This is a genomic window from Halalkalicoccus sp. CGA53 (assembly GCF_036429475.1).
GTDB classification, from domain to species: domain Archaea; phylum Halobacteriota; class Halobacteria; order Halobacteriales; family Halalkalicoccaceae; genus Natronorarus; species Natronorarus salvus.
The window spans coordinates 3,088,822-3,112,527 of sequence record NZ_CP144125.1; the positions used below are offsets into that span (position 1 = coordinate 3,088,822).

Genomic DNA, 23,706 nt, shown 5'->3' on the forward strand with positions numbered 1-23,706 from the left:
CCCGTCGCTCGTTACCCGTACTCCCACCCTCTCGCTCGTATGCCGAGGTGGATCCGGGAGACGAGACTCAGGAGCGGGAGTTCGAGTAGCGGGCCGATGACGAGCGCGAGCGGGATCAGCGGCTCGTGCGGGAAGGCGACGACCGCGATGGCGAGCGCCGTCGGCGAGTTGCGCGAGAGGATCGTGTTGTCGAAACAGACCAGCTCCCCGTAGGAAAACGAGAGCGCGCGGCCGACGCCGAGCCCCAGCAGCAGGTTGATCGCGTAGAAGGCCAGGACGGGAACCGCGAGCAGCGCGAGCAGGTCGGGCCGATCGGTCACGACCTCGCCCTGCGAGGCGAACATCGCGCCGATCGCGAGACAGAGGAAGACGACCTGGACTGGACCCAGTCGTGGGAGGACACGCCGCTCGAACCACTCCCGTCCTCTCGCCCGGATCGACCCGCGTCGTGCGAGGCCGGCGAATGCGAGCGGAACCACGAGCACGAGCAGGACGCTCTCTACGAGCAGGTCGAACGGGAGCGAGACGAGCGCGCCCGCGAAGACGTAGAGGTAGAGCGGGAGCAAGAGGAGCTGGAGGACGAGGTTGTACGGCAGCAACGAGGTGGCGAGCGGGACATCGCCGCCGGCGAGGTCGGTGAAGATCAGGTACCAGTCGGTACACGGGGTGACCAGCAGCATGATCAGCCCGACCCAGAGCGCGGGCTGGTCGCGGAGGAAGACCGCGCCGAGGCCGACGGCGAGCAGCGGGCTCCAGACGAAGTTCACGAGGAGGCTCGGCGCGACGACCCGACGGTTGCCGAAGGCGTCGCGGAGCCGCGAGAGCGGGATGCCCGCGAACGCCCCGAAGAGCATCACCATCAGGAACGGGAGGAGGAGCGCCTCCGCGGCGGCGGAAACCCCAGAGATCCGTGCCGCGAGCAGACCTCCGACGACCGCGCCGACGACGAGGACCGTCTGGTAACGCTCGACGACGTTCATGCATAGTACTGGAGAGGAGCCAAGGAGGGGAGAGAGGATGGAGAGGGCGTCGATCCGAGCGATCAGTCGTTGAACGTCGTGTAGAGGACGATGCCGACGACGAGCAGCGCGAGGCCGAGCAACTTCAGTTCGGCGCTGCCGCCCATCACGTCGCCCGGCGTGAGCAGGAAGATCACGCCGAAGAGTGCGACGTTGAGCGCCATCAGCTTGCGCGACAGCAGCAGGCTCCCGAGCACCGCGGCCCCGAACGCTGCCAGGAGGACGTGACCGACGTGGTACTGGCGGATGATGTCGTCGAGGAGTCCCAGCGGCACGAACTCGATCATACCGTGAGTCACACCGTCCGAGTAATCAAGATTCTCATTCGTCGCGCTCCCACTCGGGTCCGGTCGTCCCGCCCTCGTACTCCGGGCCGGTGATGTCGAGCGGGCGGAGCCAGACGTACCAGACGACGATCACCATCGAGCCGAAGCCGACCCCCCAGATGAGCTGTCCCAGCCCGGGCTGGTCGAGCATCGCGTTCGCGACGTACGCCATCGTCCCCGGCAGGGCGATGCCGACGGCGATCACGGCGACGAACGCGAGTTTGTTCCGTTCCATCAGGTCGCCACGTCCATGGCCGCTCTAGGGACTCGACGCTCCTGAATGGCTCGGTCGGAGCGTATTTGAGCGTGCGAACACGACGAGGGAAACGATGAGCGTGCGAACCGCGGGTGCCTTCTTCAGAGCCCACTGGCTCAGCCTCTCGCTGCTCGCCGGCATCATGGGGCTGTACTTCACGAGCGCGATCCTCCACGGCGATTACCTCTACGTGCTCGCCGGGGCGCTCTTCGTCGCCGCGGCCGTGGGCTTTCTCTGGTGGCGCTTCGAAGCGTAGCTATTACTCCGCGGGGTGCGTCGGGGGCCGTATGCGAGAACGAGACGAGATCAGGGCGCGCATCGAGCGTCTCGAGAGCCTCTACGACGAGCTCGACCCGCCGGGCTCGCCGCTCGAGGACGAGCGCGAGACGGTCGTGCTCCACGCGATCGAGGAGCTGGAGTGGGTGCTCGGCGAACGAGAGCGCGCGCCGTCGGTCGGCGATCGGGAGTAGCCGTCGGCCGCCGCTATCCGTCTACCGCCGGGTCGGTCCTGACGACGAGGACGGGGCCGACGGAGGCCGACGCCACGCGCTCGGGCTCGTCGCCGAAGACGAGCGAGGCGAGCGATGGCGCCTGCTCGCCCATCACGATCGCGTCGTGGCCGGGAACGGCCTCCAGCAGCGCGTCGAACGGGGAGCGGTCGGTCGAGAGCTCCCTCCGGACGGCGATTCCGGCGCCCGCCAGCCGGTCGGCCGCCCGCTCCAGCCGCTCCTCGGCGTCGGTCGCCTCCCTCGTGGCGAGGAGGAGCGTCACCTCGACGTCCCGTCCACCGATCAGCTCCTCGACGAACCCGAGGACGTGGTCGACGGCGACGTCGCCGGAGAGCGCCACGAGGAGGCTGTCGATCTCGCCGGCCGCCCCGGAGATGGCGAGCGCGTGCGAACTCGTCTCCTCGGCGACCCGATCGATCGTCTTCTCCTCGTCGTGAGTGAACACGAGACGGGTGTAGGCCTCCCCCCCGGCCGCACGAAAGCCCTCGGCCAGGTCCTCCAGCGCGCTCGTCGCACGCTCTTCGAACTGCATTCGGGCCTGGTCCGGGGGGGTCTGCTCGGGCAGGACGTGGTAGCCGAGGACGGTGACGTTCACGGTGCCGAGCAGCTCCATCAGCCCGGCCGAGACCGTCTCGCCCTCGAGCACCTCGATCGGAACGAGCACGTGTGTCATCTAGAGCGCCCCCTTGAGCGTCACGTCGCGGGCGAAATAAAGGTACCAGCCGGCGGTGCCCGCCATGACGGCCAGACCGATCAGCTGCGAGGCGGGCTGCATGAACCCGATGAGCGCGAAGCTCGCGAGCGCCCCCAGCACGGGGACGACCGGGTAGCCCGGCACGCGGAACGCGGGATCGTACCACTCGGGCTCGTTCCGACGGAGCGCGATCAGCGCGACGCAGATCAGCCCGTACATCAGCAGGTGGAGGAAGGAGGCGACCTCCGCGAGCACCTCGACCCGACCAGTCGCCGTCAGGACGAGGATCGGGCCGCCGGCGAGGCCGAGCGCGACGTGTGGCGTGCCGTACTTCAGGTTGATCCGGCTGGCCCACCGCGGTAGGATCGCGTCCTTCGAGACGGCGTAGATCGCCCGTGAGGTGCTCAGGATCGAGGCGTTCGCGCTCGACATCGTCGCCAGCAGGCCGCCGAGGACGATCGCGAGGGCACCCGCGGGCCCGAGGAAGTGGCGGCCGACCTCGACCATCGCCGTCTCGCCGAGCGTTGCCAGCTGCTCGCTGCCGAACGCGCTCGTCGCGACGAAGACCGTGACGACGTAGAGCACCCCCACGACGATGACCGAGCCGACCATCGCCAGCGGGAGGTTCCTGCCCGGGTCTTTCATCTCGCCGGCGACGGTGGCGATCTGTGCGAACCCCAGGTAGGAGGTGAACACCAGCGCGGCCGTCGTCAGCACCGGGAACGTCCCGAAGGGGGCGAACGCCTCCGGCGCGGTCGGTTCGCCGACGATCCCCACCGCGTCGAGGGTGCCGACCGAGAGGAAGACGACGAGGATCGACAGCAACAGCGCGACGATCCCGTTCTGGAGCTTCGCGGCGTTCTCGGTCCCCGTCACGTTCAGGACGGTGAACCCGGCGCCGAAGGCCAGCGCGAGCGGGATCACGAGCCCGGTGCCGACCGCCACCCCGATCTCCGCGAGCGCGTCGACGGCGTAGTAGCCGAAGCCGACCAGGTAGAACGCGGTCGCGAACACCAGCCCGAACCACAGCGACAGTCCGACGACGGCGCCGGCGAACGCGCCCAGCCCACGGGAGATGAAGTAGTAGCCGCCGCCGCTTTTCGGCATCGCGGTCGCGAGTTCGGAGGCCGGGAGCGCGACGAGCAACGCGACGACGGCGCCGATCGCGAACGAGGCGGCCGCGGCCGGCCCCGCCCGACCCGCCGCGATCCCCGGGAAGACGAAGATACCCGCGCCGATCATCGTCCCGATACCGATCGCGAGACCTCCGGAGAGCCCGAGCGTCCGCTCGAGTTCGCCCTCGTCGGTGTGCGTCGCCTCGTCGGTCTCGACGACGGTCTCGACGATCGGTCCCTCACCTTCGATGTTCCGACCGCCGGGCTCCTCGCTCATACGTCTCGGAGTGTGCCGGGCCGCCGACTTATGCGTGGTCCCTTCTCGGTCCGGGACCGATAGGGCTCCGATCCGGCCGCCCGGACGCCGGTTCGGGGCTACTCGCCGTCGAACTCGATCGCCGCGGAGTTGATGCAGTAGCGCTCGCCGGTCGGCTGCGGGCCGTCCTCGAAGACGTGGCCGAGGTGGCCCTCACAGCGCGCACAGACGACTTCTGTTCTCACCATCCCGTGACTGCGGTCGGGCCGGCGCTCGATCGCCGCCTCGTCGACCGCGTCGAAGAAACTCGGCCAGCCACAGCCGTGGTCGAACTTCGTCTCCCCGTCGAAGAGGACGGCGCCACAGCCCGCACACCGGTAGCTGCCGTCTTCGAAGTGGTCGACGTACTCGCCGGTGTGTGGCCGTTCGGTGCCCGCCTCGCGCAGGATTCGGTACTGTTCGTCGGTGAGCCGTTCGCGCCACTCGTCTTCTGAGTCGGGAAGCGACGACTCGGTAGTGTCGGGGTGTGTCATAAATCGGAGCCAGAGGTGAGTCCGGCCTCGCGTGGTCCAGCGGGCCTTAGGAGGGAGTGCGTATAACTGTACCCGTCGGAGGAGTGGCCGTCGGCGACCGGTAGCGCTCGCGTTCGGCGATCGGAACGCTGACGCCGTCGGTCTCGACCACGACGCGGGTCGTCTCGCCCTCCTCGACCGTCGAGAACGAGAGGTCACCGACCGTGACCACCTCGCCTGCCGCGGGGATCGGTGCGGACCCGGCGGGTTCGCCGTCCGTCTCGACCACGAGGTCGAAACCCTCCCGGGTCGGGACCACCTCGACCGCGTGGCCGTCGAGGTCCGCGCTCGCCCGGACCGGATCGGAGGTGAACGCGCGGGTCGTCCCCTCTTCGCTCTCGGGGGTGATGTCGACCGCGTACGCCGTCCCGGTGCCAAGGACCTCCCAGCCGGTGCGCTCGACGGTGACGCTCTCGCGCCAGCCGATCCCGCCGACGGTGACGGTCTCTCTCCCCTCGAACGCGAGTATCTCCTCGGTGACGGCGACCGTCCAGAGCTCCCGGTCGTCGCTGACGACGATGACGCCGCTCGCGTTCCCGCTCCCGGTGGCCTCCTCCCCGACGTCGACGATCCACTCCTGTCCGGCGGTGGCGTTCTCCTCGTAGGTCACCGCGTAATCGCCGGCCGTCACGGCGTTCGTCCCCGGCATCGCGTCGCCCCCGACGGCGACCAGCCCCAGCGGGACGCTCACGAGCGCGAGGACGAGCGTGAGCACCGCGAGGCAGACGACGCCCGCGGTACGACGGGAGACCGGCGTCGGGAGGATCCGATCGGGCAGCAGCGGCGGGAGTCCGGGGACCGCGAGGACCGCCGCGAGGAGCGCGAGGGCCACGACGGACACGACGACCGCCTCCCCGGTGACGAGCACGCCGGCGACCCCGCCGACGAACGCGAGGCCGACGAGCGCGAGCCACCCGTGGGCGAGCGTCCGCCGGGACGGCACGCGCCCGAACCTACCGAACGGGCGTGGGATCGCTCGCTCGCTCCCCGCACCGGCCACGGCGACCACGAGCGCGAGGACGAGCACCATCACCGCGCCGACCCCCTGGTAGAGGGCGTACTCGTTCTCCCCCACGGACCAGGCCAACAGCCAGAGCGACTGGACCGATCCGACGACGAGGACGCCGAAGACGAGCGCCCCGAACGACGGGTGACGCCGGCGGCGCGACAGCAGGGCGGCCGCGAGCAGGGCCCCGAGCAGGAAGCCGAGGAGGTGCGCGTGGAAGCCGATCCCGGCCCAACCGGGTGGGAGCGGCGGACCGACCTCGACCGTCTCGCGGACGACCGGCCGGGCGAACGCCTCGGCCAGGAACGAGACGGTCGAGGTGACCACGACGCCGACGACGGCCGAGAGGGGACGGAGGACGAGCGCGAAGCCGACGATGGCGAAGACTGCACCCGAGAAGCCCAGTCCCGGCCCGAGCGAGAAGACGGCCGTGAGGAGCGCGACCGCGAGCATGATGCCCGGGACGACGACGAGCGCGCGGATCCAGGGCCTGGAGAGGGGCCCCCGTCGTCCGCCGTCGGCCAGGTGTTCCGTGCGCTCGGCTACCGACCTCGTCCCCACGGTTCGCTCGGACCGGGGGTAGTGGCCCCAGGCGTGTTCGGCGATGGCCCCGAAGACGAGCGTCGCTACCATGTTCGAGAGGAGGTGGTCGGGACCGCCGTGGGCGAACCCCGCGGTGGCGAGTCCCGTCGGGTAGAGGTACGACCACGAGACGAACGCGAACGTGACCGGGTCGTCCCAGTGTCGGGCTCCCCCCTGGACGGCGAGGTAGAACGCGACGACGAGCGCGACGGTGAGGAGGGTCCCCCACGGGACGCCGTAGAGCAGTCGATCCGCGGCGGCCGCCCGCCAGCGCCCGCGACCGTCGACGTACCACGCGATGCCGACCGTGAGCGCGAGTGCGAGGGCGAAGACGACCTGTGTCGGCGTGACCGGCATCGTGTTGGTAGGGAGATAGCACGCACCGCCATAGCTCGGTCGGTACGTGCGGTGACGCCGATCCGATCTCGGTCGTCGGTTGGCCCCGCCGTTCCAGCCACGACGAGGACGCCGACGGAGGCGTCGATCAGGCGGTCTCGGTTTCGGGTTCCTCGGAGACCTGTTCGAGCACCTCGCCGGGCATCGGATCTCCCTCGCGTTCCCGGACGGTCCCGCCGACGACGATCGCGGCCGCGATCAGCACGAGGTTCTTCACGATGTACTGGCCCTCGAGCGTCGGTGCGTACGGGGCTGCGATCCACGTCACCTCCGGGAGGAGCACCAGCGGGAGGAACGTCCCCGGCATCTGGACGAACAGCAGGAGGACCCCGAGGCGGAGCAACGGGCGATAGAGCAGACAGAGCCCGATCGTCACCTCCCACCAGCCGAGGATCGGGACGAACAGCTCTGGTGGGACGACGTAGACCGTGTTCGCGACGAGGTCGGCCGCGGGACTCCTCCCGAGCGGTTTGAGCAGGCCGAACCAGACGAACGTCACGCCCAGCGAGTACCGGAGCAGTCGGAGTCCGTGACGGCGCATCCGTCGTGCGATCGTCCGGTCGATTCGCTCCGCGGCGTGGACGAGTTCGGTTCGGTCCATGAGGACGGTCCCGTCTCCACGTTCGGACCAAACCCCTAAAACACCTTCGTGACGGCTCTACGTTCGGGAATCCTCGGAAATCGGCAGTGACGATCACCCTGAGGAGTCGGGCCGTTCCGCGTACCGGATCGGGTCGCACACGCCGAGGCTCTGGAACGCCGCTGCCCGCGTCGCTAGAAGGGCGGTGCGGACCGCTTCGAGGCACTCCGTCGGCTGGGGGAGGCGGGAAGCTCGGCCGGTGGAGATTCGCGACGGCGACTCGCACCCGTCGAGCGGCAGTAGCGGGTCCACGCTACCCGAGGAGCGCGGATGCCCGGGCGGCAACCGTCGGACGCATCCGGGAGAGCGACGAATCGAGCGCCTCGACGAAGCGATCGACCTCTGATTCGTCCATCGGTGTCGAGAGACAGCCCATGAGCGTCGGCGCGAGACGGACGCCCTCCTCCATGAGTTCGTGGAACAGTCGGCGTTCGAGCGCACCGACACCGTCCGTATCGCGGAACGTCTCTACGGGATGGGGCGTCAGGTAGAGGGCGAACAGCGACCCGACCCGGTTGACCTGGAGCGTCATCCCCCGGTCGGCGATCACGTCACGGCTCGCGGTCGCCAGGTTCGCACCCAGCTCGTCGAGGCACTCGACGGCGCGTTCGTCGAAGCGCTCAAGGGTAGCCAGACCGGCCGACGCGGTGACCGGATTCGCGTTGAAGGTACCGGAGTGGACGACGGTCGAGCCACCACGCGGGTCGAAGGGCGCCATGAGTTCCTCGCGACCGCCGAACCCGCCCACCGGGAAGCCGCCGCCGACGACCTTCCCGTAGGTGACCAGGTCCGGTTCGACGTCCAGGGCGGCGTGGGCACCCCCGTACGCGACGCGAAACGAGATCACCTCGTCGAAGATCAGCGGGACGTCCTCACGATCGGTCCACTCCGAGAGCGTCCCGAGGAAGTCGCCGTCGATCGGGATCACGGCCGACCCCATGTACGGCGCGACCAGCACGCCCGCCAGCTCCTCCCGATGGCGGTCGAGCTTCTCGACGGTGGCCCCGGCGTCGTTGAACGGGAGCGCGATGACCTCCTCCCGTTTCGAGGTGGGGACGCCCGCCGAGTCGGGGACGCTCTCGGGGTCGTCGGCCGGTCCGGCCAGGTGGCGCGGGGGGTGAACGCTCACCTGTGCGTCGTCGTGGGTGCCGTGGTAGGCCCCCTCGAACTTGGCGATCACGTCGTTCCCGGTGTACGCACGGGCCGCCCGGATCGCGTTCATCGTCGCCTCGGTCCCCGAGTTGGTAAAGCGTACCTTCTCGACCGCCGGGGCGCGCTCGACGAGGTGGCGCGCCAGGTCGATCTCGTCCGGCGTCGGTCCGCCCGGGGCGCTCCCCCTGTGAACCGCGTCGATGGCGGCCTCGACGCTCTCGGGTGGGGCGTGACCGTGGATCAGCGACGTGTAGTTGTTGAGGAGGTCGAGGTACTCGGTACCGTCGGCGTCGGTGACGTACGCACCCTCGCCGCCGACGAGGTAGGTCGGGTACGGCTCGTAGTAGAGCACCTCACGCGTGTTCCCGCCGGGCAGGTACTCACACGCCTCCTCGTAGTGCGCTCTGGAGGCCTCCGTCCGCTCGTGGTATCGCTCGACGACCGAGCGCTCGCGTTCCGCGTTCGACTCCCTGGTCCGTTCTGCCATGGTCGGCTCTCGAGCGTCTCCGTCATAAAACGCCCCCCGACCCGGGCGTTTCGACGGGGCACCCGACCGTCGACGTTCACCGCCCCGGCGCGTCGTCCCACAGGTCGACGTACAGCCGCGGCGTACGACGAAAGCCACACTCCATCATCCGATTCCTGGTTTCGGCCGGTCGTTCACGGGTCGCGCCCGTCGTGACCCCCTCGTGGAAATCGCGATCGAACCGGCGTGGGAAGAGTTATGCATCCCGAGAGTAAAGCATGTGTATATGTCGAATGCCGATACCGGAACCGACGACGGCCCGGAGACGGTCCAGATCAACCTCCGACTGAGTAGAGCCTTCCTCGAAGACATCGACGCGACATGGGAGGAACAGGGGTTCAACTCCCGTAGCGAGTTCCTCCGCTATGCGGCCCGGGACGCGGTGAAACACCCCGAGTTCTCCCGGGAAGGATGGAAACAGATCGCCGCGAGCGAACACGAACTCAGAAGCGGTCGCGCGGAACTGGTTTCGCGGCAGGACGTCCTCGAGATGATGAACCGTAGCGAAGACGATGAATGACGAGGCGTGGACGTGGAAGCTCACGCCACGCGCAGCGAATCAGTTCGACCGGTTCGATTCACACGTTCAGGATCGAATCGTCTCGAAACTCGACGAGGTCGTGAACTCCGAATGGCGAGAACCGGGTGATTTCCTCGAACCCCTCACCGGTGGACCATTCTCTTAACTCCGCGTCGGCCAGTACCGACTCGCGCGTACGCTCGACCATGACGAATCAGTCCTCGAAGTACACCGGATCGAACACCGAAGCGGGGCCTACACTGCCGACGACTGGTCACCTCCCCGGCGAGCGGGTCGACGTGAAGCGGGGGGTGTACCGATAGCCCGTCTCGTGGGCGATCGGGCGGCACCTGCGCGCCGTCGCTTATCCGGGCGGCGCACCCAGATCACCCATGAACGTGAGCAAGGCGTTTCTGGTTCTGCTCGTCCTGGCGGTCACGTACGTCTCGGCACTGCTCGTCGAGCCGTTCCTCCAGTTCGTCCTCGCCGCGGTGTTGCTCGCGTACGTCCTCTTCCCGCTCCACCGGCGGCTCGAGCCGCGAGTCGGGAGCGCCATCTCCGCGCTCGTCCTCGTCGTCGGGGCGACGCTCGCGGTCGCCGTTCCGCTGGTCGTGCTCGTGGCGTACGTCGCGGCCGAGGCGATCGACCTCGCGGGGGACATCGACGAGGGCGACGTCGAACTCCAGGCGCTCGAGGAGGGGATCGAGGACCTGACCGGCTTCGACGTGAATCTCGCGGAGACGGTCTCCGGATCGGTCGAGACCGTCGTGGAACTCGCCTTCGGGAGCGCGACCGACGTCTTCGCCTCGTTCGTTCACACGCTGATCGGCCTCGGCCTCGCCGCGTTCATCCTCTTCTACCTGCTGAAAGACGGGGCGGCGCTGATGGACTGGCTCAGGGACAGGCTGCCGCTCCCGCCGACCGTGATCGAGGACCTGCTCGACGGGGTCTCGGAGATCACGTGGGCCGTGCTCGTTGGCCACGTCGCGGTCGCCGTGATCCAGGGTGTGATCGCCGGCGTCGGCCTGTTCGCGACGGGCGTCCCGAACGTCGCCTTCTTCACCGCCCTCATGATCATCCTCGCGCTGATCCCCGCGATCGGCACGTTCGTGATCTGGGCGCCGGCCGCCGCGTGGCTCGTCTGGACCGGCGAGCCGGTCCTGGGCGGTGCGCTGTTCGTCTACGGCACGGTCGTCGTCGGCATCTCCGACGAGTTCCTCCGCCCGCTGATCGTGGGCCGGGCGGACGTGAGCCCGAGCGTCATCATCGTCGGCGTGATCGGCGGGCTCTACCTGATGGGCTTCATCGGGCTCTTCTTCGGCCCGATCGTCGTCGCCTCGCTCAAGGTGGTCGTCGAGACGTTCGACGAGCACTACGACAGCCTGGAGCTGTTGAGCACCTGATTGTGTCGGCTGTAACTGGGTGAGGATTCTCGACACCACGGGTGGTCGATACTCTCTCCCGACGTACAGCCGACAGTACGAGCCCTACAGCTCCCGCAAGAGGTGGTCCGCGGCCACCTCGGCGTCGTCGCCGTCGAGCGCCGACCGCGCGAGCAGTCGGCCGCCGATCGTCGCGGGGCTGATCACCACGTCCGCGCCGGCGCGTTCGAGCTTCGCGACGTTGTTCCGGTCCGTGGCGGCCGAGACGATGTGGACCTCCGGATTGAGGTGACGCGCGGTGAGGATACACAGCGCGTCCTGTGCGTCGCTCTCCGTCGCGACGACGACCGCCCGAGCGCGCTCCAGCCCGGCACGGAGCAGCGGGTCGTCCTCGGAGGGATCGGCCCGAAGTCGGGGGTAGCCACGCTCTGCGAGCCCCTCGTGATCGCTCCGGGAGACGATGACGAACGGGACCCGTCCGTCGAGGTCCTGTACGATCGGTTCAGTGAGGTCGCCGTAGCCGAGCACCAGTACGTGGTCGTCGAGCGAGTCGAGGTCTGTGTCTGTCATCTTTCCGAGTGCCGTGGTGAACCGTGCCTGTATCGCCGGACCGAGCAGCGCGCCGAGGGCGACCGCGAAGCTGGAGGTACCCACTAAGAGCACCGAGAGCGCGAACAGGCGCGCGCCCTGTGCCTCGGGGCTCGCCGTCGCGTCGCCGAACCCGACGGTGCTCGCGGTGACGAGCGTGAAGTAGAAGGCGTCGAGCAGCGTCTCGACCCCGTCGAACTCCTCTCTGAGCGCGTAGGTGCCGAACGTCCCGTAGGCGAGCGATCCGACGAGCGCGAGGCCCGCCGCGATCTGGGCAGTGGTCAGATCGATCGACCGTCGGTACGCCCTCCGGGTCGCCCAGACGTTCGGGATCGCGAGCAGCGAGAGCAGTACGAGGGGGACCGAGGCCGGACTCGACTGGACGAGCCCCTGGAACGCCGTCATCGGGAGGAGGACGATGGACATGTACCAGCCGATCCGGAGGCGGCTGTGAAGGCCGTAGGCACCCGCCAACATGAGAAATCCCGTCATCGCGCCGGTGAACCCCGCAGTCTGTTGAATCCACCTCGGAACGAGGTCGAGGTCGAGCAGCGTCGTCTGGAAGACCTCCTGGCCGATGTTCGCGACGCCGGTACCGATCGAGAGCACCGCGACCGCCGAGACGAGCCCGACGGTCAGCCGCGTACCGGAGAACCCCCGTCGCCGAAGCCAGCCCATACGGGGTGAACGCGACTCGTGGCTAAACCCGTTACTCGAACCGCGTCGAGAGGTGGGCGAAGCAGACGATCGCGACGACGAACGGGAGCGCGAGCGAGAGTAGGAGGTAGGTCCGCGAGAGCGTGAGCGCCGGTTCAGCGCCCCCGGCGACGGTGAGCACGTAGAGCGTCTCGGCCGCCGCCACGAACGAGAACGGCTCGCCCGCGACCCACCCGACGGCAGCGAGGCTCACCACCGTCGATCCGATCACCGCGAGCGTGTGGACGCCCGCCAACAGCGAGAGCCGAAGCGTCCGTTTCCAGCCCGGCGACGGTTCCGTCCCGTCGCCCGCGACCGGTCTCGCGACGTCGCCGGGTCGTCTCGAGGCGTCGACACCCCGTCGAGGCTCGTACGCCGCATCGGGATCCCGGCTCTCGTTCCACGCGGCGTACCCGTCGGTCTCCTTCCGGGAGCCGATCCCCTCGTCCGGACGCGCCTCGCGCGAGGGGAGGCGGTCGAGACGGCCAGAACTCATCGGTACCGACTAGACGTATCAGGATAAATATCTGTCGGCCCGAAGAGGGCTCACTGTCCGGCCTCGGCCTCGCGTTCGACGCGGAGCTCCGCCCGGGAGACGTGGCCGTCTATCCCGGCCGGGCTGACGGTGTCCCGCGGGAGGTGGGAGGTGCAGTTCCGACAACGGACGAACGAGGGGCGGTTGAGCGACCGACAGAGCTGACACGGTCTGAGCGGGCACTCGCCGTCCCAGTCCTCGGGGACGAGTCCGCCCTCGATCGCCTGGCGGCGCTGTGTGCGGGCGCGTTCGATCTCGTCGTAGAGCCGGTCGTCCGCGGAGGCGAACATCCGGTGGGCGACGTAGAGCGCCGACAGCGAGAGGGCGAGGAGGAGGGCCTCGGGCGACATCCGGTCGACCGGAGGGGCGGTGGTATATAATCGGTTCGCTAACGCCGAGCACCCCCGGGGGGTCACCCCCCGCTCACCGCTTTATCTCCTCGCTCATCGAGGCGAAGCCCATCCGGTCGAACTCCAGGAGTTCGTCGAGATGACGCCTGCGGAGGCGCTCGCGGGCGGCGGGCTCCTCGGTGACCTCCCGGACGTGGTCGAGGAGGCTGTCGGCCGCGAGCAGGTCGGGGACGTTCACGTAGAGCGCACCACGCTCTACGAGCGCGCTCGCCTCCCCGACCGTGCGCGCGCGCAGGATCACGTCGGCGTCTGCCTCGAGCGAGAGGACGCGCTCGGAGAGCCGTGGCTGGCTGGCCGTCGAGACGACGAGCGACGCCTCCGAGACCCGGGCCTTCTCCCAGGTGTACTCGCTCATCGCGTCGCCGAAGACGAAGTTCCGGCAGTTGCGCTGGAGCGGGGAGAGCATTCCGGGGTCGTTCTCGATGACGACGTAGGGCACCGAGCCTGCCTCGACGGTCTCGACGAGCCGTCGTGCCTGTCTGCCGTAGCCGACGATCACGACGTGACCCGAGAGCGTCTCGTCGACCCGGCTCCGCTCGTCGGTCTTCACGTGAGGGGAGCGAAAGCCGACCCGGAGCACTAGGTCGTGGATCCGGTCGTCGTGTCTGCGGGTGTAGGTGGCCGTGACCATCGTGACGGCCGCGGCGAGAATCACCGCCTGGAACAGTTCGGGTGCCATCAGGCCGATGACGAACGCCTCGATGGCGATGATGAGCGCGAACTCGCTGACCTGATCGAGGCTCACGCTCGTGAGCGTCGCCGTCCGGCTCTCGTAGCCCTCCCAGAGAATCGTCGCGAGGGTGACCGCCGGCTTGACCAGCGCGGTGATCAGGATCAGCATGCCCGCCGTCGCGAGCACAGTGAGGTCGGGCGTCTCGATCAGCACGAGCGCGCCGATCGTGACGAAGAAGACCGCGACGAAGAAGTCCTTGATCGACTCGATCCCGTTGAGCATCCCGAGGTTCCTGGTGAAATCGCGCTCGATCGCCAGCCCCGCGGCGAACGCCCCGACGACGATCGAGATTCCGGCGAGTTCGGCCGCGGCGAGGAAGGCGATCAGGATCGAGATCGACCCGATCATAAGCAGCTCCTGCGAGCCGTCGGCGAGCCGCGAGACCGGCGTAAAGAGGTGGGCGTTGATCACGTACGCGACGGCGAGGAACATCACGCCGTAGCCGAGGCCGGCGCTGATCGCGTCGGGAGTGAAGGCGTCCGCGCTCAGCATCAACACGAGCACGATGGCGACGAGGTCCTGAACGAAGTGGATCGACTGGGCGAGCCGGCCGTAGACGAGGTTCTCCCGGATCTCCTCCTGGAGGAGACCCGCGCCGACGATCGTCGAACTCAGCGCGGCGGTAATCGAGAAGTAGAGCGCGTTCAACTCGTCGTAGCCGAGCGCGATGCCGACGGCGAAGCCGAGCACGCCGACGACGAGCAGCCCGATCCCCGCGACGACCTCCGCCTCGCGCACCAGCGTCCCGATCGAGCGCAGGTCGAGATGGACGCCGAAGACGAAGACGAGGAAGGCGATCCCCCACTGCGCGAGTTCGAGCAGCAGGGCAGGGTCGATGAACGGACCGGCGATCAGCCCCGCCAGAAGGAGAAACGGCACCGTCGGGAGCGAGAAGTGGTTCGCGACGATCAACAGAGCTCCCGCGACGACGAAGATGAGCGCGAGCGCGGTGAGAAGCTCACTCATCGCGGCTCACCCCTTGGCCGAACTCCTCGGGACCGAGCGACGCCCGTCCGTCCGGAACGCTCTCCTCGTACCGTCGAATCCGTCTGATGTCCTCGGCGACGATCCGAACGAACGCCTCTCGGTCCTCGAGATAGCGCTCGAGGTACTCGCTCATCCGCTCGGCGGTGAGGTGGGTGCTCATCAGCACGTAGTGTGCGCCGAGGTCGTAGAGGTCGCGGGCGTCGGCGATCCAGTTCGCCTCGACGAACACGGTGGCATCCTCGGGCACCTCCGAGAGCAGCGCCTTGTTCACCTCCGGCTGGACCGACGAGCTGAGGACGAACTTCGCCCGGCCCAGTCCGGCGGCCTTCCGGATCTCGGTGTGTCTGAAGTCGCCGTAGATAGCGTTGTAACCAGCCTCTTCGAGTTCCTCGACGTGTGCGGTCTTCCGGTCGATGACGACCACCTCGCCGAACGTCTCCTCGAGCAGGGGAAGCGCGTTCCTCGTGATCTCGTCGTAGCCGATCGCGACCGCGTGGTCGCGGTACTCGGGGAGGTCGACGTCGCGTTTCTCCTCGCTCTCGAACCGCTCGAACCAGGGTGCGACCCGTTCGTAGATCTCGTGGTTGAAGTTGATGATGTAGACGGAGACGCTCATCGTCAGGAGCGCCATCAGGCTCAGGTAGCCGAGGATCTCGTTGCCGACGAAGCCCTGGGCGACGGCGATCCCGCCGACGACCAGCGAGAACTCGCTGACCTGGATCATGTTGATCGAGCCGATGAAGGACGTCTCGACCGAGAAGTTCTCTCTATCTATCAGGTAGAACATGATCCAGAAGTTACCGACCATCAGGACGACGGAGGCGATCACTGCTTCGACCCAGTACGCCAGCAGGTCGTCTGCGGCGAGCCGAAGCCCGATCGAGGCGAAGAAGACGAGGATGAAGAAGTCGGTGACGGGGCTGATCCGCTCCTCCAACTCCTTGCTGTAGGGGAGCTGTGCGAGGCTGATCCCCGCGAGGAACGCGCCCACCTCGACGGAGAGGTTGAACTCCTCCGAGACCGTGATGAAGAGGAACGCCCACGCGAGCGCGACGATGAAGAAGACGTCCTTGTTGTCGGCGATCCGCCGGAACAGGGTCGGGAGGACGTACCGCGAGGAGACGAGCGAGAAGATCCCGATGAAGGAGATGAGGACGGTGATCGTTACCAGCGTGATGGCGATCTCGCTCGGGCTGTCGAGCGTGCCCGCCGAGAGCATCGCGAGGACGAATACTAAGTAAATGTCCTGGACGATCAGCACGCCGACGTCGATCTTCCCAGGTAACGCGGTGATCTCGTCCTTGTCGGTGAGGATCTTCACGATCACGGGCGTCGCGCCGAAGACCGTCGCGAGCGCGATGATGATCGTCTCGACCATCGAGAAACCCAGCGCGAACGCGATACCGAACGCGAGCGCCGTCTGGAGGACCGTCTGCCAGATCGCGATGTTCGTGATCGGCCGGAGGATCTCCCTGATGTCGTCGAAACGCATCTTGATCCCGAGCAAGAAGAGGAGAAAGCCGAGGCCGAGTTCGGCCATCAGTTCGACGAGACCCTCCTCGGTGACGACGTCGAGGAAGACGGGCCCGAGGATCAGCCCGGTGAGGATGTAGGCGATGATCGTCGGCTGACCGGTCTGCTTCGCTAGAAAGCCGATCACCGTCGCCGTGACGATGATGATCGCGAAGTCCGCGGCGAGCGCTATCTCTGTGGCCATTCTGTATCGTATCTGTATCGTCTCTGAATCGGTGGCCGTATAGGGGTTTTCGTTACGGCGAACGGTGTTGATCGGTGGTCGTCCCGACTTCGTCCGATCCCCGGAGTGAGAGCACCCGCCGCTCGAAGGCGCCCGAGTAACGCATGAACGTCGTGCCAAGAACGCTCATCACGAGGACGTAGCCGACGGCGAAGGCGTAGATCGTCCCAGCGGTTGCCTCCGTGAGCGCGAGACCTGCGCCGCTCGCAGCGATCGCGGCGATGATCAGCGAGAACTCCCCACGGGTGGTCATCCCGAGGCCGACCCGGACCGAGCGGCGGTCATTCAACCCGTAAACCTTCCCACTCAAGAAGCCGGTGACGAGCTTCGTCGGGGTCGTGAGCACCACCGCGACCGCGATCAGACCGGCAACCGCGGGAAAGAGCGCGGGGTCGGTCACGAGCCCGATCCAGAAGAAGAAGACGGCAGCGAACGTGTCCCGAAGTGGTTCGAGGAGATGTTCAAGATCGTCGACGTACTCCGTCGGGCTGAACGCCATGCCGACGAAGAAGGCGGCTACTGCCTCGCTCACCCCGAGCGCGAGTGCTGCGCCGGAGATCAGCACCGTCACGCCGATGGCACGCAGGACGATCATCTCGTTCGAGTTCGTCTGGAGGACACGCTCGAAGAAGCTGGTCCCGTAGGCGACGAGCACGAGCAGCCCGAGAATGAACGCCATCGCGACCCCGATCCCGCCCGCAGCGTCGGCGAGGTCGTCACCGCCGAGGACGAGCGCGCTCGCGACCGCGAGGTAGACGGCGATCACGAGGTCCTCGTAGACGAGCGTCCCGAGCATCGGCTCAGCCTCGTCGTTGGCGATCCACTCGAGGTCGATCAGCGTCTTTGTGATGATCGCCGATGAAGAGATGTACACGATACCGGCGACGAGGAACGCGGGGAGCAGCGATCGGAAGATCGCGAACCCGAGCGCCAATCCGACTCCGAAGTTCACGACGAAGTCGAGCGTCCCGACTTTACCGATTCGGTCTTTCGCCGCGAGGAGCCGTTCGAGGTTGAACTCCAGGCCGAGGAAGAACAGGAGGAGGACGATGCCGAGTTCGGCCCCGATGACGATGAACTCACCCTCCGTGATCGACGGGAGCGTCGGGCCGAGCGTCGCCTCCCCCAGTTCGATCGCAGTCGGCAGCTCGATCCGTCCGAGGACGAACGGTCCGAGCAACATCCCCGCGAGGATGTAGAAGGGGATCACCGACTGGTCGAGCCGTTTCGCGACGAATCCGACGACCGCGATCGCGGCGAACATTACGCCGACGTCGAGTAGCGCCATGCTACGGCGCCCTCCGGTCGGTCGAGACGACCGTCTGCCGGTCGATCATGGGCGAAACCTCGGAACGGCGTGACAAATGCGTTTCCCCCCGACACTGCCGACTCGAACGGTCCGAGAGGATTCGTCGCTCAGCCGAGTCGCTGAAACGTCACGACAGGAGGTAAGTACGTGGCACGCGAGGATCGACCTATGCCGTTCGACGTAAAGGAGACCAAACTCCCCGGGGTCGGAAGGAAGTACGAGGTCCTCCTCGACGAGGACCGGACCGTGGCGACCGTCATCCAGCCGAACGGAACCCGTCGCGTCCTCTACCGGGACGACCCGGACGAGGACTACGAGGAGCTATTCGAACTCACCGACTCGCAGGCACGCACGATCGGGCTCTTCCTCGTCGGGGCCTACTACCAGCCTGTCGCAGCGAAGATCGCCGAGGAAACCGCCGGAGGAGAACACATCGAGTGGTACTCGACCACCGAGGATTCCACCGTCGAGGGGAAGCGACTGGACGAGGTCGGCGTCGAGGCTGAAACGGGTGCGACACTCCTCGGCATCGAACGGGCGGGAAAGGTGCTCTCCACGCCGCCCGACGGGTTCGTCCTCGAGGCCGGCGATCGCCTGATCGTCATCGGCACGAGTGAGGCACACAAGCGGATGAACGTGTCACTCGGAACGGCGTGAGTCCTCGTTCGCTATCCGTCATCGATTCTGTGCGTATGACCGCCTCCCGATTTCCTCACGGTAGTGGAGTCGAGTTCTCGACCAAAGATCGGACACCTGATGTCGTCTCCAGTCAGCGCTCGCATCGGCGTAGTGCACGTTTTTGTCGAGGGGGCCGTTGTAATTACGAGTGCAGGTCGAACGTAAGAGGACCGGGATTGCAGGGGACCTCCTGTGGCCTCGGGTTGTGGGTCTCTTTTTCGCTCGAAACAGTCGATCACGTCTCCGGCGGGACCGCACGCCGACCGAACGGGTGTCCACCGTGAGCGCCACGGGAACGGGTGGGTGCCCATCTCGGCATGCAGAGGACCGCAAGACGTCCCAGGTTCGACCGAGTCAATACGGGGAGATTCGTGCGTGTGGGTAGCGACATTCCCCGACGTCCGAGTATTTCGGAGCGGATCTCGATCGGGACGCACCGAACGCGGTGAGTTCCCGTGAGCGGGGGCGACGGCGAACTCGCCCGCAATCTCGGCTTCGTGGAAGCGATGACGATGGGCGGCGGGACGATGATCGGGGCGGGTATTTTCATCCTCCCGGGGATCGCCGCCGAGGGGGCCGGCCCGGCGAGTTCGCTCTCCTTTGCGATCGGCGGGCTCGTCGCGCTGCTCGCGGCGCTCTCGCTCGCGGAACTCGCGACCGGGATGCCTATCGCAGGCGGCAGCTACCACTACGTCAATCGGTCGCTTGGCAGCTTCTTCGGCTCGATCGTCGGCTGGGGAATGTGGACGGGGCTGATGTTCGCGTCCGCGTTCTACATGATCGGGTTCGGCCAGTACTTCGTTGAGCCGCTCCCGTTCCTCGACGGGCGCTTTCTCATCATCCTCATCGGGCTCGCGGGGCTTTCGTTTCTCGTCGGGGTGAACTACTACGGCACCGAGGAGTCCAGCCGGTTCCAGAACGTCATGATCGGGAGCGAGACGGCGATCATCATCGTCTACGTCGCCGTCGGCTTCTTCTTCATCCAGCCGACGAACTTAGAGCCGTTCGCCCCAACCGGCGTGAGCGGGATAATCGCGACGACCGGACTCATCTTCGTCACGTTCCTCGGCTTCGAGATCATCGCCACCGTCGCCGAGGAGGTGAAGAACCCGGGTCGGAACATCCCGCTGACGATGATCCTCTCGGTCGTCTCGGTGACGATCCTCTACGTCATCGTTATGATCGTGAGCACCGGCGTCGTCCCGTTCGACACGCTGGGCGACTCACTCGTGCCGGTCTCTGACGTCGCGTCGGTGTCGATGGGCTCGGCCGGCGTGGTCGCGATCGTCGTGGCGGCGGTGATCGCGGCGATCTCGAGTTCGAACTCCTCGATCCTCGCGGCCGCACGCGTCGTCTTCGCGATGGGCCGGGACAACCTGATGAGCGACTGGCTCAACCAGACCCATAGCCGGTTCCGGACCCCCCACCGTGCCGTGATGGCGACGGGCGGTGTGACCGCGTTACTCGTCCTCGCCGGGCTGTGGGTCGAGGAGATCATCGCCGTTCTGGCGGAGGTGGCGAGCTTCAGCTTCCTCGTCTCGTATTCGCTGGTCCACGTCGCGATCATTGTCATGCGGCGGGCCGACCCGGAGGACTACCAGCCCTCGTTCACCATCCCCGGATTGCTCTACCCTGCGGTCCCGATCCTTGGGATCGTCCTCTCGCTGCTCATCGTCTCGCAGATGGAGCCGGTCGTCGTGCTGATCGGCTTCCTGATCGTCCTCTTCGGCGTCGCCTGGTACGCCCTCTACGTACGGACGCGCGACGTTGAGGACAGCCTCGTGGGCGATGCGATCGTCGGTCGACCGGGCGGGCCGGGCGAGCCGGAGGCCTACCGGGTCGTGGTCCCGATCTCGAACCCCGAGACACAGAAGGGGCTCCTCCGGCTTGCTGCCGCGAGTGCCAACACCCACACCGAGGAAGGCGAAACGCCAGAGATCGTCACAGTGAACGTCATCCAGGTCCCCTCACAGACGTCGCTCGAACAGCAGCTCCAGTTCGAGGAGGAGCGTGTCGATGTCCAGCGCCAGCTCCTCCGGAGCGCACGGGAGGCAGCCGAGGACATGAACGTCAGCCTAAGAACGCGTGCGATCGTCGGCCGCGATGTCGGACGGACGATCCTCGACGTGCTGGAGGAGGAACACGCCGATCAGGTGCTCATCGGCTCTGAGGGACCAAAGAAGACGCGCCAGCAGGTCTTCGGCTCAAACCTCGACGACGTTCTCCGGGACGCACCGTGTGAGGTCTCGATCGTGAACCTCAAGCGCGAGCGGATCGGGACGCCGGTCGCGCTCGCTGGCCCCGGTCCGCACGCGCAGGTGGCCGCCCGCCGCGCCTTCGAGTTCGCAACGATCGACGGGACGAGACCGACGCTCCTCAACGTCCAGCGACCGGTCGACGAGGATGACGCGCCGGACCCGGTCGACCGGGGGGAAGCGATGATCGAGGAGATCGCCGAGGCGGCGGACCTCGATCCGGAGGAATACGACGCGAAGGTCGTCGTCGACACCGACGTCGAGTCTGCGATCCTCGCACGGATCGAGAGCTACGACACGGTCTGTGTGGGCGTCTCGGAGCAGCGGTCGGTCTCGCGGCTCCTCTTCGGCTCGCTCGCCGAGCGGATCGCGACGGAGGCCGACGGGAACGTCGCGATGATCCGCGGGCCGTACGAGGTCCACCGGAGTGTCCGCGAGGCACTCGTCGAACGACTCTCGACCTGATCGACATCCGCCGATCGGGAGGAAGACGGGAGAACGGGATTCCGCGTCGTTCGAGGAGTCGACGGGAGGACGGTGGCTTGGGGACGAACGGGAACCGACGGAGTCGGCGTCAACGCGGAGTCAGGTCGGTCGATCACGCCTAACGACGATCACCGTGCAGTCGACCCTATCGAGGACTTTCCGAGGGAGATCGCCGAGGATCAGCGTCCGTATCGATGGCTTCGTCTCGCCGATTACGACCGCGTCGAACTCGGCCGCGACGGAGACGATCGTCCCGACCGGATCGCCCGAGCGCTCTATCCTAGTGTCGATCCGAGCGGGGTCGACGCCCTCCTCGTCGACGAGCCACTCCTTCGCACCACGGAGGAACAGGGTGGCTTGGGCCTCCCGACGGTCGTCGCCTGCCACGTTCAACAGCATAACCGAGAGGTCCTCCCGATCGGCCAACCGTGCGGTGACTTCGAGGATTCGGAGGAGGTTCGTGCCACCACGAATCGGCACGAGTACCCGATCGAACGAATCAGTCCTACCGGCGAACGTGATCGAGTGACACTCGCGGTCCGTGGCCACTCGCTCGATCGTCTCGGAGGGATCGGGCGTGAACACAACTACCGACTCGACTTCGACGCCGCGTGCGGCGAACTCCCGGGCGAGCGTCTCGAGGTGCTCACCGGCATCCTCCCCGAACGCCTCCCGGGCCTGTGCCGGCGGGGTCTGTTCGGGAACTGGGTAGTAGCCGAAGAGGACGACGTGGAGGGATCCCACGAGGTCGTAGACGGCCTCCGGAACCGTTTCGGCCGCCTGGAGATCGACCGGGATGAGCGTGGATCGTGTGGACATGTGCCGTTCACGTCTATCGAGGGCTCCGGCACGTATAGAACCGAGCGTCCGACTCGCCCAGTCTCTGAACCTCCGTACGGGAAGTCCGCTCGGGCTCCTGATTGACAGCACCGCCGAGAGAGGGCGTCGATAGACAGACCGATACCGGGGGGCGCCGAACGCCCGCTATGAAACTGGTCATCGTCGGTGCGGGCGAGGTGGGCTCGAGCATCGCCGCGGACCTCGCCGACTCCCACGAAGTGGTCGTCGTCGACCGCGACGAAGACCTGGTCGAGGAGCTGCAGTACAGTATCGACGTGCTCTCGATCACAGGAGACGGAACCTCGCTCGACACGCTCGATCAGGCGGGGGTGAGCGACGCGGACATGTTGATCGCGTGTACCGACGTTGACGAGACGAACATCGTCGCCTGTGCGACCGCTAGCGCCGTGGGCGACGCGTTCACCATCGCCCGGGTGAAGCGGCCGACGTTCCTCGGCACGTGGGAGCGGGCGGACGGCGCCTTCGGCGTCGACTACATGGTCTGTACGGACCTCCTGACCGCCGACACGATCGTAAACGTCGCGAGCCTCCCCTCGGCACACGACGCGGACTGGTTCGCAGAGGGCGCGATCCAGATCGCCGAGTTCGCCGTTCCCGAGGGGAGCGAGCTCTGTGGGCAGACCGTCAAGGAGGCGGACCGCTTCGACTCGCTGACGTTCGTCGGCGTGCTCAGAGACGGCGAGGTCGAGATCGCGAGCGGCGAAACGCTGCTCGAAGCGGGCGCATACGTTGTCGTGATCGGGACCCCCGCTGACGTCCTCGAGTTCGCGGCAGAACTCGTCCCCAAGGAGATCCCCGAGCGCGAGGACGTGGTCGTCGTCGGGGGCAGCGAGATCGGCTTCCAGTGTGCCCGGCTGTTCGAAGAGCGCGGGTTTTCTCCCCGACTTATCGAACGGGAGCGCCCGCGCGCCCGCTGGCTCGCAGAGGAGCTCCCGAAGACAGTCGTCCTCCAGAGTGACGCGACCGACGTAGAGTTCCTCGCACGCGAACACATCGACACCGCAGACGTCGTCGTCGCCGCGCTCGGCAGCGACGAGCAGAACCTGCTGATCTGTCTGCTCGCGAAACGCCTCGGGGCGAGTCGGGCGATCGCCATCGTCGAACACACCGCCTACGTCGACCTCTTCGAGACGGTGGGGATCGACGTCGCGGTGAGCCCGCGGGAGGTCACCGCCGAGCAGATCACCCGTTTCACCAGCGAGGGACAGATGGAGAAGATCTCGCTGATCCACCACGACCGCGCGGAGGCGATCGAGGTCCAGGTCGACGCGGAGAACGTCTTCGTCGGCCGGCCGATCAGCGAGGCGATCACCGACTTACCCACGGGCGTCGTCATCGGCGCGATCACGCGAGGCGAGGAGTACGTCACCCCGCGCGGTGACACTGTGATCGAGGAGGGCGACCACCTCGTGCTCTTCGCGGACCCCGAGCGGATCGGTAAGGTCGCGTCGCTGCTCTGAG

The 23,706-nt window shown here is 67.1% G+C and carries 23 protein-coding genes and 2 pseudogenes; 8 read left to right on the plus strand and 17 right to left on the minus strand.

What is annotated here, in order from left to right; translation table 11 throughout:
- Window positions 1–11: 11 nt before the first annotated feature.
- The 3 genes from V2L32_RS17820 to V2L32_RS17830 all read right to left on the minus strand — a co-directional run bounded on the left by V2L32_RS17820 (window position 12) and on the right by V2L32_RS17830 (window position 1,580).
- A complete protein-coding gene (locus V2L32_RS17820) occupies window positions 12–980 on the minus strand; it encodes an arsenic resistance protein (RefSeq protein WP_331233896.1) in 969 nt (322 codons plus the stop codon).
- A 62-nt stretch (window positions 981–1,042) separates the two neighbouring features.
- Window positions 1,043–1,306, minus strand: a complete 264-nt coding sequence (locus V2L32_RS17825; RefSeq protein ID WP_331233897.1) for a hypothetical protein — start codon at window positions 1,304–1,306, stop codon at window positions 1,043–1,045.
- A gap of 34 nt (window positions 1,307–1,340) precedes the next feature.
- On the minus strand, window positions 1,341–1,580 hold the full coding sequence (locus V2L32_RS17830; protein ID WP_331233898.1) for a hypothetical protein: 240 nt from the start codon (window positions 1,578–1,580) through the stop codon (window positions 1,341–1,343).
- A 94-nt stretch (window positions 1,581–1,674) separates the two neighbouring features.
- Between V2L32_RS17830 and V2L32_RS17835 the strand changes: the two genes are divergently transcribed.
- Both V2L32_RS17835 and V2L32_RS17840 read left to right on the plus strand, forming a co-directional pair.
- Window positions 1,675–1,857, plus strand: coding sequence for a hypothetical protein (locus V2L32_RS17835; protein WP_331233899.1), 183 nt, complete (start codon window positions 1,675–1,677; stop codon window positions 1,855–1,857).
- 31 nt (window positions 1,858–1,888) lie between these two features.
- Entirely contained in the window at window positions 1,889–2,071 is a 183-nt protein-coding gene (locus V2L32_RS17840; protein ID WP_331233900.1) for a hypothetical protein, read from the plus strand.
- Window positions 2,072–2,084: 13 nt separating this feature from the next.
- Here V2L32_RS17840 and V2L32_RS17845 read toward each other — a convergent pair whose 3' ends face one another.
- The 7 genes and pseudogenes from V2L32_RS17845 to V2L32_RS21170 all read right to left on the minus strand — a co-directional run.
- Window positions 2,085–2,783: a universal stress protein gene (locus V2L32_RS17845; protein WP_331233901.1), complete on the minus strand. Its 699-nt coding sequence runs from the start codon at window positions 2,781–2,783 to the stop codon at window positions 2,085–2,087.
- A complete protein-coding gene (locus tag V2L32_RS17850) occupies window positions 2,784–4,196 on the minus strand; it encodes an APC family permease (RefSeq protein WP_331233902.1) in 1,413 nt (470 codons plus the stop codon).
- Window positions 4,197–4,294: 98 nt separating this feature from the next.
- Window positions 4,295–4,708 (minus strand): peptide-methionine (R)-S-oxide reductase MsrB, encoded by a 414-nt coding sequence (msrB, locus tag V2L32_RS17855; RefSeq protein WP_331233903.1) that lies wholly within the window; start codon window positions 4,706–4,708, stop codon window positions 4,295–4,297.
- A gap of 46 nt (window positions 4,709–4,754) precedes the next feature.
- Window positions 4,755–6,692 (minus strand): rhomboid family intramembrane serine protease, encoded by a 1,938-nt coding sequence (locus V2L32_RS17860; RefSeq protein ID WP_331233904.1) that lies wholly within the window; start codon window positions 6,690–6,692, stop codon window positions 4,755–4,757.
- 127 nt (window positions 6,693–6,819) lie between these two features.
- A complete protein-coding gene (locus tag V2L32_RS17865; protein ID WP_331233906.1) occupies window positions 6,820–7,332 on the minus strand; it encodes a hypothetical protein in 513 nt (170 codons plus the stop codon).
- A gap of 292 nt (window positions 7,333–7,624) precedes the next feature.
- A complete protein-coding gene (locus V2L32_RS17870; RefSeq protein WP_331233907.1) occupies window positions 7,625–9,010 on the minus strand; it encodes an aspartate aminotransferase family protein in 1,386 nt (461 codons plus the stop codon).
- 76 nt (window positions 9,011–9,086) lie between these two features.
- Window positions 9,087–9,197, minus strand: a pseudogene (locus tag V2L32_RS21170) (7-carboxy-7-deazaguanine synthase QueE); the annotation flags it as partial.
- A 78-nt stretch (window positions 9,198–9,275) separates the two neighbouring features.
- Here V2L32_RS21170 and V2L32_RS17875 point away from each other — a divergent pair.
- The 3 genes and pseudogenes from V2L32_RS17875 (at window position 9,276) to V2L32_RS17885 (ending at window position 10,972) form a co-directional block, all read left to right on the plus strand.
- Window positions 9,276–9,569, plus strand: a complete 294-nt coding sequence (locus V2L32_RS17875; RefSeq protein ID WP_331236632.1) for a ribbon-helix-helix domain-containing protein — start codon at window positions 9,276–9,278, stop codon at window positions 9,567–9,569.
- Window positions 9,562–9,840, plus strand: a pseudogene (locus V2L32_RS17880) (type II toxin-antitoxin system RelE family toxin); the annotation flags it as partial. The gene V2L32_RS17875 and the pseudogene V2L32_RS17880, both read left to right, overlap by 8 nt.
- Before the next feature lie 121 nt (window positions 9,841–9,961).
- Entirely contained in the window at window positions 9,962–10,972 is a 1,011-nt protein-coding gene (locus V2L32_RS17885) for an AI-2E family transporter (protein WP_331233908.1), read from the plus strand.
- A gap of 84 nt (window positions 10,973–11,056) precedes the next feature.
- On the opposite strand, the gene V2L32_RS17890 is transcribed toward V2L32_RS17885, so the two are convergent.
- The 6 genes from V2L32_RS17890 to V2L32_RS17915 all read right to left on the minus strand — a co-directional run bounded on the left by V2L32_RS17890 (window position 11,057) and on the right by V2L32_RS17915 (window position 17,944).
- A complete protein-coding gene (locus V2L32_RS17890) occupies window positions 11,057–12,217 on the minus strand; it encodes an NAD-binding protein (protein ID WP_331233910.1) in 1,161 nt (386 codons plus the stop codon).
- A 31-nt stretch (window positions 12,218–12,248) separates the two neighbouring features.
- Window positions 12,249–12,731, minus strand: coding sequence for a hypothetical protein (locus V2L32_RS17895; RefSeq protein ID WP_331233911.1), 483 nt, complete (start codon window positions 12,729–12,731; stop codon window positions 12,249–12,251).
- Window positions 12,732–12,781: 50 nt separating this feature from the next.
- Complete coding sequence (locus V2L32_RS17900) at window positions 12,782–13,120, minus strand: hypothetical protein (RefSeq protein ID WP_331233913.1); 339 nt, start codon at window positions 13,118–13,120, stop codon at window positions 12,782–12,784.
- Window positions 13,121–13,193: 73 nt separating this feature from the next.
- The gene (locus V2L32_RS17905) at window positions 13,194–14,879 is read right to left on the minus strand and encodes a cation:proton antiporter domain-containing protein (protein WP_331233914.1); all 1,686 of its coding nucleotides are present in this window, start codon (window positions 14,877–14,879) and stop codon (window positions 13,194–13,196) included.
- Window positions 14,872–16,617, minus strand: coding sequence for a cation:proton antiporter (locus V2L32_RS17910; RefSeq protein WP_331233915.1), 1,746 nt, complete (start codon window positions 16,615–16,617; stop codon window positions 14,872–14,874). Before V2L32_RS17910 ends, V2L32_RS17905 begins: the two co-directional genes overlap by 8 nt.
- A gap of 52 nt (window positions 16,618–16,669) precedes the next feature.
- Entirely contained in the window at window positions 16,670–17,944 is a 1,275-nt protein-coding gene (locus V2L32_RS17915; RefSeq protein WP_331233916.1) for a cation:proton antiporter, read from the minus strand.
- A gap of 189 nt (window positions 17,945–18,133) precedes the next feature.
- Here V2L32_RS17915 and V2L32_RS17920 point away from each other — a divergent pair, with 189 nt between their 5' ends.
- Together V2L32_RS17920 and V2L32_RS17925 are read left to right on the plus strand one after the other, a co-directional pair.
- Window positions 18,134–18,622 carry a cation:proton antiporter regulatory subunit gene (locus V2L32_RS17920; RefSeq protein WP_331233917.1) on the plus strand — a complete coding sequence of 163 codons (489 nt, stop codon included), beginning with the start codon at window positions 18,134–18,136 and terminating at the stop codon, window positions 18,620–18,622.
- 476 nt (window positions 18,623–19,098) lie between these two features.
- A complete protein-coding gene (locus V2L32_RS17925) occupies window positions 19,099–21,363 on the plus strand; it encodes an amino acid permease (protein WP_331233918.1) in 2,265 nt (754 codons plus the stop codon).
- 120 nt (window positions 21,364–21,483) lie between these two features.
- Here V2L32_RS17925 and V2L32_RS17930 read toward each other — a convergent pair whose 3' ends face one another.
- Complete coding sequence (locus V2L32_RS17930) at window positions 21,484–22,203, minus strand: universal stress protein (protein ID WP_331233919.1); 720 nt, start codon at window positions 22,201–22,203, stop codon at window positions 21,484–21,486.
- 167 nt (window positions 22,204–22,370) lie between these two features.
- On the opposite strand from V2L32_RS17930, the gene trkA reads away from it, so the two are divergent.
- Window positions 22,371–23,705 (plus strand): Trk system potassium transporter TrkA, encoded by a 1,335-nt coding sequence (trkA, locus tag V2L32_RS17935; RefSeq protein ID WP_331233920.1) that lies wholly within the window; start codon window positions 22,371–22,373, stop codon window positions 23,703–23,705.
- Window position 23,706 lies beyond the last annotated feature (1 nt).